Source organism: Brachyspira catarrhinii (genome assembly GCF_005518285.1).
GTDB lineage: Bacteria > Spirochaetota > Brachyspiria > Brachyspirales > Brachyspiraceae > Brachyspira > Brachyspira catarrhinii.
Window position 1 is genome coordinate 1 of the sequence record NZ_SJDU01000084.1, and the last position, 7,411, is coordinate 7,411.

Annotated in this window: 9 protein-coding genes; 3 read left to right on the forward strand and 6 right to left on the reverse strand. The window is 30.5% G+C overall.

Annotation, left to right across the window (positions count from 1 at the left end; translation table 11 throughout):
- The first annotated feature begins 140 nt into the window (after positions 1 to 140).
- Both EZH24_RS04670 and EZH24_RS04675 read left to right on the forward strand, forming a co-directional pair.
- Positions 141 to 617 carry an ATP-binding protein gene (locus EZH24_RS04670; RefSeq protein WP_236847069.1) on the forward strand — a complete coding sequence of 159 codons (477 nt, stop codon included), beginning with the start codon at positions 141 to 143 and terminating at the stop codon, positions 615 to 617.
- A 31-nt stretch (positions 618 to 648) separates the two neighbouring features.
- Positions 649 to 2,211, forward strand: coding sequence for an ATP-binding protein (locus EZH24_RS04675; protein WP_137997959.1), 1,563 nt, complete (start codon positions 649 to 651; stop codon positions 2,209 to 2,211).
- On the opposite strand, the gene EZH24_RS04680 is transcribed toward EZH24_RS04675, so the two are convergent.
- The 3 genes from EZH24_RS04680 to EZH24_RS04690 are packed head-to-tail and all read right to left on the reverse strand — an operon-like array spanning position 2,208 to position 3,694.
- A complete protein-coding gene (locus EZH24_RS04680; RefSeq protein WP_137997960.1) occupies positions 2,208 to 2,672 on the reverse strand; it encodes a zf-HC2 domain-containing protein in 465 nt (154 codons plus the stop codon). The genes EZH24_RS04675 and EZH24_RS04680 overlap by 4 nt on opposite strands.
- On the reverse strand, positions 2,669 to 3,217 hold the full coding sequence (locus EZH24_RS04685; RefSeq protein WP_137997961.1) for an RNA polymerase sigma factor: 549 nt from the start codon (positions 3,215 to 3,217) through the stop codon (positions 2,669 to 2,671). The genes EZH24_RS04680 and EZH24_RS04685 overlap by 4 nt, the downstream gene beginning before the upstream one ends.
- A 36-nt stretch (positions 3,218 to 3,253) precedes the next feature.
- Positions 3,254 to 3,694: a Spy/CpxP family protein refolding chaperone gene (locus tag EZH24_RS04690; RefSeq protein ID WP_137997962.1), complete on the reverse strand. Its 441-nt coding sequence runs from the start codon at positions 3,692 to 3,694 to the stop codon at positions 3,254 to 3,256.
- Between the two features lie 230 nt (positions 3,695 to 3,924).
- Here EZH24_RS04690 and rseP point away from each other — a divergent pair, with 230 nt between their 5' ends.
- Entirely contained in the window at positions 3,925 to 5,322 is a 1,398-nt protein-coding gene (rseP, locus tag EZH24_RS04695; protein ID WP_137997963.1) for an RIP metalloprotease RseP, read from the forward strand.
- A 22-nt stretch (positions 5,323 to 5,344) separates the two neighbouring features.
- Here the strand turns inward: rseP and tlyC are convergent, their stop codons facing one another.
- The 3 genes from tlyC to EZH24_RS04710 form a co-directional block, all read right to left on the reverse strand.
- Complete coding sequence (gene tlyC / locus EZH24_RS04700) at positions 5,345 to 6,172, reverse strand: hemolysin C (RefSeq protein WP_137997964.1); 828 nt, start codon at positions 6,170 to 6,172, stop codon at positions 5,345 to 5,347.
- A 26-nt stretch (positions 6,173 to 6,198) separates the two neighbouring features.
- Positions 6,199 to 6,645, reverse strand: a complete 447-nt coding sequence (gene ybeY, locus EZH24_RS04705) for an rRNA maturation RNase YbeY (RefSeq protein ID WP_137997965.1) — start codon at positions 6,643 to 6,645, stop codon at positions 6,199 to 6,201.
- Positions 6,646 to 6,649: 4 nt separating this feature from the next.
- Positions 6,650 to 7,411 (reverse strand): HDIG domain-containing metalloprotein (locus EZH24_RS04710; protein WP_137997966.1); only part of this gene is annotated, 762 nt, incomplete at its 5' end.

A 7,411-nucleotide genomic window follows, 5' to 3' on the forward strand; every position in this document is an offset into this window, starting at 1 on the left:
TACGGCTTTTACGAGGTTTTAAATATTTTCATAATAATTCTATATTAATTTATTATTACATATTATAAATTTGATTTATTTCTAATAATATTATAATATATAAATAATAGGCAAGTTTAATTGATTAATGAGCTTTTAATATGATAAAAAAATATATTCTAAAAAACAGTATTGGAGAAGTAGCGGGACTTATAAAAGATATATGCGGCGAAATATCGGGGTTTATAGACGAAGCAAATGTAAATTTATTTGCGGCGGCTTTATACGAAGTGGCTATAAACGCGATAGAGCATGGAAATTTGGGAATATCCTACGAAACTAAAAAAGAATGGATTGAAAAAAATATATACCATGAAAAATTAGCCGAACTTTTAAAAACCGAAGCGGCGAAAAATACTTTTGTGGAAATTTCTTTGGAAATAGAAAACGGTTATATAACTTTAATCGTCCGAGACGAAGGAGAAGGCTTCAAACCTCAAAAAGCGATTGAAAAAATAAAGCAAGAGGATTTCATGAGAAACAGCGGAAGAGGAATGATGATGATGAAATCATACTTCGATGAAATAAAATATAACGAAACGGGAAATTCTATAACTCTATTAAAAAAGATTAAATGAAAACGAAAAATTGGGATTGCGATTTGATAATATGAGCGGCGCTAAAAAAAAGAATATAAAAAAAGTAAAAGATACAAAATTTTTTCATAAATCTCCGCCTGTGGAACTCAATACGGGCTTTGTCAATTTGGAGAGATTTATAGCGATAAACGAATACGATGACGGCACTTTTTCAAAAGAATATAATTGCGATATTATAAACCGAAGAGGACGAGACGCCGTTATAATAGTTCCATACGCTTATATAGAAAATCAGCTTCATGTTTTAATGATAACTAACTTTCGCCCCGTAGTTTATTATAGAGAAAAAGTAATGACAAATAAAAGAGCGGAAGATATAGACGAGAATATAATAAACTTTTTGGAATTTCCCGCTGGAATGCTCGAAGAAGACGAAATGAACGCAAAAGACGAACATTTGGGGATAAAAAAATGCGCTCAAAGAGAATTGGAAGAAGAAACGGGCTACAGCGTGCCTTTAAAAAATATTGCCGTTTTGGGACATAGATATTATAGTTCTTCTGGAATAATTACGGAAAGAATAAATATTGCCACTTGCGATATAACGGGAATAGAGCCTAAAAAAAAGCCAAAAACTGACGGCTCCGTTATGGAAGAAACTATAGAACATTTTTTTGTGCAGTTTAACGAGGCTATGAATTGGCGCAAAGAAGGAATAATAAAAAACGCGGGAACGGAAATCGGACTAAACAGATTATATTTTTCGATTCTTTACGAAAGGCAAAAAAAACATAATTTAATTTTGCAAAGAAGATTGAAATCGCTTTTAAACGAAATTAATTCATTAAAGAAAAACGCGGAATACTATAATAAACTCATAAGAGAATTTAAAGCTACGGTGACGCATGAATTGAGGCATCCTTTTACCGAAATAATGGGTTATATAAATTTGCTTAAAAAGAAAAATTTGAACGAAGAGAAAAAAGAAGAAGCGCTTAATGTAATTTCAAAAAGCATAAAAAAACTTTACGAAACGAATAATAATTTAATACAAATTTCAATCAAAGATGACGAGGTTTCAAAATATTTATCCGAATTCAATATCGAAGAAGAATTGAATTTGATAGTCGAAGGTTATAAATCGATTTATCCGAAAGAAATTGACGCAAAAGTGGAAGTTGAAAAAAATTGCGTTATTTTAATCGGTTATATAGAAAGATTTAAACTCATAATGGAAGGAATAATATCGAACGCGTTTAAATTTACCAAAGCTGGAAGCGTCCATATTCATGTGAGAATTCCCGATTTGATAGAAAAAAAGAATTTGGATTTTTCGCCCGATTTATTTAATTATCATTCGATGAAAAATATAATTCCAAACGAAATAGAAATAACGGTAAAAGATACGGGAAAAGGAATCAAACCGAAACAATTAAAAAAAATATTCATTCCGTTTTATCAAGGCGATTCGAGATTTGAAAGAGAATACGGAGGAATAGGAATCGGACTTTCTGTCGTTAAAGATTTGCTCGACACGATGCAAGGCTCGATAACCATTGACAGTTCCGAAGGCGCGGGAACTATAGTAAAATTGAGAATACCTTTTGGAATTCCAAGCAAAACTAAAAATTAATCTTGTCCGACATAATACATATAAGAAGACAATATAATCATTTCATCGTTATTGGTTAATTCCTCTTCCTCGTTAAAATATGTCGAAAGCGGAATATAATCGCCGTATCCGTTTCTATCAAAATCTTCCGAAATATATTGAGCGTCAATATTATTTGAAACTATCAATTCGTTATTGTTGGAATTATTGTTTAATATTACCGCGACTCCGACAAATATTAAAAGCGCCGCCGCCATCGAAATAATATAAGGATAAATTCTGCGTTTAGCTTTTTCAATCTTTATAGATTTATTTCCCGTTAATATTGAAGAAATTGAATCAATATCGCTCATAAATTTTTTACAAGATTCGCAAGTCTCCAAATGTTTATTCATTTCAAGTATTTCGTTATAGTTTAAATCTTTGTCTTTATATCTGCTTATAAGCATTTCATAATGTTCATGGTTTTTTATGAATTTCATAAACTTACCCCCATTTTTTTCATTATAGATAGAAGTTTTTTTCTCGCTCTAAAAATTCTCGTTCTAATAGTATTTACTGGCAAACCTAATTTTTGAGAAATTTCCTCGTAAGAATAATTTTCATATTCTGACATTATAAGAGGAATACGAAAACTATCTTCCAATTTTGCCAAAGATTCCGCCAATATAATTTTATTTATGCTCTCATCGTTTCCCGATTCCTGCATTTCGACATTTCTATATTCTTTAAGTCGATACCTTTTTTCTCGCTCTTTTTTTCTTATATAATCTACGGCTCTGTTAAACGAAACTCTATAAAGCCAAGTATAGATTTTTGACCTGCCTTCAAAACTGTCTCTCTTTAAGTAAAATCTGACGAAAACATCCTGCACTATTTCTTCCGCCTCGTCATAATTTGAAATAATAGAATTAACCAAATTAATCAAAGGCTTTTTATAAGTAGCCATAAGTTCTTTATACGCTTCTTCGTTGGACGATTTAAAAGCGTCTATATCGTCTTCAAAAGTCATTTCCGCACCGTTCATAATTATCCCTCTTTCGATAAACTCGATAAAGATAAATTACATTTTCCTATATTTATTTAATAAAACTTTCTGTTCTGGAGTAAGAATTCCTATTATATCCAAATCTCTAAATATAATCAAGCAGTCCCTTTTCGCTTCGATTTCTTTCTTCCTATTTATCAAATCTCTTAATATATTTCTATCGGGATTATCTTTCATAAGCTCGGTTTTCATATTATAATCTATTTTTTCAATTTCTTCTCTAATTGGTTGCTCTTCGTTTATCGATTTCATGGCGATTTCATATATTTGATTCGTTTGTTCGGACGAAAGAGTTATTCCCGCTTTTCTGAAAAACTGAAACGGGTCCGGTCCCAATTTCTTATTTTCATGCTTTTTTCCATGCCCAGCTGGAGGAGGCGGCTGTCCGTAAACCGATAAAAATGTCGCTAAAAATATTGTCAATATAGCAAAAATATAAAATCTTTTTTTTGTCATAATTAATCCGTCCATTACTTCGTTTTTATTATATTATATTGTTTTATTATTTTTTATTCAATTATTTAGACGAAATTAAAATAAAAAAGTTCCCGCTTTTATTATATTTTTTAGGTAAATTCGACTATTGAAATAAATTTATTTTAAGTATATCTTTTATCAAATTTAATTTGAATTATAAATCTAAAAATTTAAGAATAGTTAATATATTTTATTTTGGAGGTTCTATTATGAGTTGGATTTTAGGAATCATACTTCTTAGCGTATTGGTGTTCGTTCATGAAATGGGACATTTGCTCGCGGGGCTTGCGGTTGGAATCAAGGCGGAAGCTTTTTCGATAGGTTTCGGTCCTATAATATTTAGAAGAAAAATTAAAGATATAGATTTTAGATTGTCGATTATTCCTTTTGGAGGATATTGTAAATTTAAAGGAGAAATTCCAGAAGAAATTGAAGAAGACAATGGAGAGATAAAAAAATATAAAGAACTCGAAGATGATGATTTTTTGAATATATCTCCTTTAAGAAGAATAATAATTTATTTTGCAGGACCGTTTTTCAATTATCTATTCGCTTTCATACTTCTTATAATATTGGTTTCGATTCCTTCGACTGTAGAATTATATTCTCCTACCGTTTCGGTTTTTAGAGACGGAAAATATATGCATACAAAACAAGGAATAACTTTGGCTTACGAATACGGAATAGAAAGCGGAGACACAATTACGGCAATAAACGGAATCAAAACAGAATCCGATAACGATATTTTGAAAACTATAAACGAAGAGACGATTCAAAAAGGCGCAAGCGAAATAATATTTACTTTAGACAGAAACGGAGAGAGCGTAAATATAGCGATTCCATCTGTGGAAATTTTGAAAGCTTTAAGCGGAGAGAGAGCTTTGGGATTATATTTCGGAGACAATCTTATAATAAAAAATATAGTTTCTGGTTCGGCTGCGGAAGAAGCAGAATTAAAAATAGGAGATAAAATAATCGTGATAAACGGAATTTCGGCAAATAATATAGCGGATTTTCGTCCAATCGTTATGGATAATTATTCGCAAAAAATCAATATTACTATAATAAGAAACGGAGAGGAGATAATAAGAGAGGCGATTCCAAAACCCGTTAATTCAAAAACAATCGGAACTTACGGAAGTTTGGGAGTTGAATTTGAAAGCGTCCCAATGAAAATTGAAAAAGTCGATGGAGTTTCTTTTCCAAAATCTATTTTAGAAGCGTTTAAAGAGAGCGGATATTATATTTCTTCTTATATAAACGGTTTGAAATTGCTTTTTACGGGAAAATTATCTTTAAGAGAAAATTTGGGCGGTCCCGTGAGAATAATTCAAATTTCTTCGCAAGTGATTTCCGTTAGCGCCGAATACAGATTAAAAACTATTCTTTCGTTTACGGCGACTATAAGCCTTATATTATTTTTAATGAATCTTCTTCCTCTTCCAGTCGTGGACGGAGGAATGATAATATTTTCTTTTATTGAACTTATAATGAGAAAACCTCTCGATAGAAAAGTATTGATTAAAATACAGACTATTGGAGCGGCGTTTTTAATAACTTTGGCTATATTCATAACGATAAACGATATAACGCAATTATTTAAATAGATTGATTGTTAAGAATTAAATATTATTCGTCAATATTTTTTGTATCGGCTGTCTCTTCTATATAATTTGGATTATCTCTACTTAATTTTTCAATTCTTATTTTCGTCACTATATTTCCGCTCTTTCCGACTACGGTAAAAGAATAATTATTATAATATATCGCTTCGTTTCGTTTAGGCAATCTTCCGATATAAGAAAATAAAAATCCGCCTATAGTGTCCGCATCGTCATCTGGTATGGCGGGCAGTATTTCGTATTTATTGAAATCTTCTATCCTCACTCTCGCGTCCACCAAATAACTTCCGTCTTCGTTGCTTTTCACTTCTTCGTCTTCTTCGTCATATTCGTCTCTAATATCGCCGACTATTTGCTCTAATACATCTTCCATAGAAACTATTCCAGAAAATCCGCCGTATTCGTCGACAACCATCGCTATATGAACCTGTCTCTCTCTGAAATTTCTTAAAAGTTCCATAAGAGATATTGAAATTGGAACGAAAAAAGGTTTATGAAGCAGTTTTTTCAAATTAAAATTTTTCTCGTCCGTTTCTATCATATCTTTTACATATAAAACGCCAACTATATCGTCAACTCCGTCTTTATAAACGGGAATTCTAGAATTTCCTTTATCGAAAGCCTTAATAACTTTTTCGTAAGGAGTGTCGATTGCAACCATTATCACATCTACTCGCGGAACCATTATCTCTTTTACATTTTTTGTCCTTAAAGCTATCGTATTTGTGATTATCTCTCTTTCCGCTTCGCTTAACGAACTTAAATTTATATAATCTCCTTCGTTTAATTCGCTTTCGTCATTTTTTATTTTTTCTAATAATTTTTTTATTCTCATAATATAATTTCCTAAATATTTATATTTTATTTTATATTTTTTACTTTAGCTTTTTTATTAGTTTTAATATGCGAAATAACTTTCAAATATAATTCTTTCATTTTATTATAATTTTCTTTCAAAGATTTTTCGCTATAATCATGATGAACTCCCCGCAAATGCAAGATAGAATGAATTATTAATTTGATAATAGTTTTTTTTATATTTTTTTCTTCGTATCTATTTTTTACCCACTGATAAGAAATAACGATGTCGCCTCCTTCTTCAATATCGCCCGAGGGAAAAGTGAGAACATCGGTTGCTTTATCTTTATTTCTAAATTTTTTATTTAATTCTCTTATAAATTTATCGTTAGAAAAAAGCAAATTAACTTCGCCTTTAATACCCGAAACTTTTAAAGCGTTCGATAAAAAGAATTTGTAATATTTTAAGTTTATATCGTAATTAGTTTGATTAAAAACATTCGCTTTCATAATTTTATTTTTTCATGACGACATTTTTATCTTTATTATTTTTTTCTTTGTCTTTATCTTTTTGGGAATTATCCTTATATTTCAAAGTTTCCTTTTCGTTATTATGTTTAATCGGAACTTTCTTTATATCTTTATTAATTTCTTTTCCAATTTTGCTTTCTTTATTATCTTTATTCTTATCGTTTTTATCGTTATTCGATTTGCCATTAGTCGATTTTTCATTTTTGGAATCTTTTTCGTTTTCATCGGGAAGTTCGGGATATTTGATTCTTTCATGCAAAGAAACTATTATTTTTTGGAAAGAAATTCTCTTTATAGTTTCAATATCTTTTAATGTAAGTCCGCTGTCGTTTAATTCGCCTTGAGCCATTTTATCGTTTACAATATTTTTTATTAATCCTTCCAAATTTTCTCTTGTAGGAATTTCTATAGTTCTGCTCGCCGCTTCTATCGAGTCGAGTATCATAAGTATAGCCGTGATTTTTGATTGAGGTTTTGGACCTGGGTAAGTAAATAAACTAACATCGACATCTGGGTTTTCCTTATAAGCTTCGACATAAAAATATTTGATTAAGCTCGTTCCATGATGCTCTTTTATTGCCGCTATAATCTCTTTTGGGAGTTTATATTTTTTTGCTATTTCCACTCCGAAACGAACATGCGATTTGACTATTGAAGCCGATAAAGTGGGTTTCAATTTCAAATGAATATTATCTTCTTTGTTTGTATTTTCGATAAAATATAAAGGATTTTCTATTTTTCCTAT

Coding starts and splice junctions, on each gene's coding strand:
- ybeY (WP_137997965.1), bottom strand. CDS start 6,645: ATGAAAGCGAATGTTTTTAATCAAACTAATTACGATATAAACTTAAAA.
- EZH24_RS04690 (WP_137997962.1), bottom strand. CDS start 3,694: ATGACAAAAAAAAGATTTTATATTTTTGCTATATTGACAATATTTTTA.
- EZH24_RS04670 (WP_236847069.1), top strand. CDS start 141: ATGATAAAAAAATATATTCTAAAAAACAGTATTGGAGAAGTAGCGGGA.
- EZH24_RS04675 (WP_137997959.1), top strand. CDS start 649: ATGAGCGGCGCTAAAAAAAAGAATATAAAAAAAGTAAAAGATACAAAA.
- rseP (WP_137997963.1), top strand. CDS start 3,925: ATGAGTTGGATTTTAGGAATCATACTTCTTAGCGTATTGGTGTTCGTT.
- EZH24_RS04685 (WP_137997961.1), bottom strand. CDS start 3,217: ATGAACGGTGCGGAAATGACTTTTGAAGACGATATAGACGCTTTTAAA.
- tlyC (WP_137997964.1), bottom strand. CDS start 6,172: ATGAGAATAAAAAAATTATTAGAAAAAATAAAAAATGACGAAAGCGAA.
- EZH24_RS04680 (WP_137997960.1), bottom strand. CDS start 2,672: ATGAAATTCATAAAAAACCATGAACATTATGAAATGCTTATAAGCAGA.